Annotated in this window: 1 pseudogene; it reads left to right on the plus strand. The window is 52.7% G+C overall.

The annotated features are described in order from the left end of the window. A pseudogene (locus ACTHUR_RS20365) lies at nucleotides 1-382 on the plus strand (1-deoxy-D-xylulose-5-phosphate reductoisomerase); the annotation flags it as partial. Nucleotides 383-459: the final 77 nt, after the last annotated feature.

Below are 459 nucleotides of genomic sequence, written 5' to 3' on the forward strand. Positions count from 1 at the left end.
GTTGGGTAATCCCGATATGCGTACGCCGATTGCTTATTGTTTGGGTCTGCCCGAACGCATCGATTCCGGCGTGGGCGAGTTGGATTTCGGCGCGTTGTCCGCTTTGACCTTCCAAAAGCCTGATTTTGACCGTTTCCCATGTCTGAAACTTGCCTATCAGGCCATGAATGCAGGTGGCGCCGCGCCTTGCGTGTTGAACGCCGCCAACGAAGTTGCCGTGGCCGCTTTCTTGGATAAACGCATCAAGTTTACCGATATTGCCCAAGTCGTTGCCCACTGCCTTGCCCAAGATTTTTCAGACGGCCGTCACGATATCGAAGGCCTGCTGGCGCAAGACGCGCAAACACGCAGACAGGCAGAAGCCTTTATCGGCAAACAATAAAGCTTCAATGACAGGCCGTCTGAAACGCCAACCGCTTGGCATTTAGGCAGACAAAATGGAACAACTGCCTTTATAAT

The sequence above is a fragment of the Neisseria sp. P0021.S007 genome (assembly GCF_051956855.1).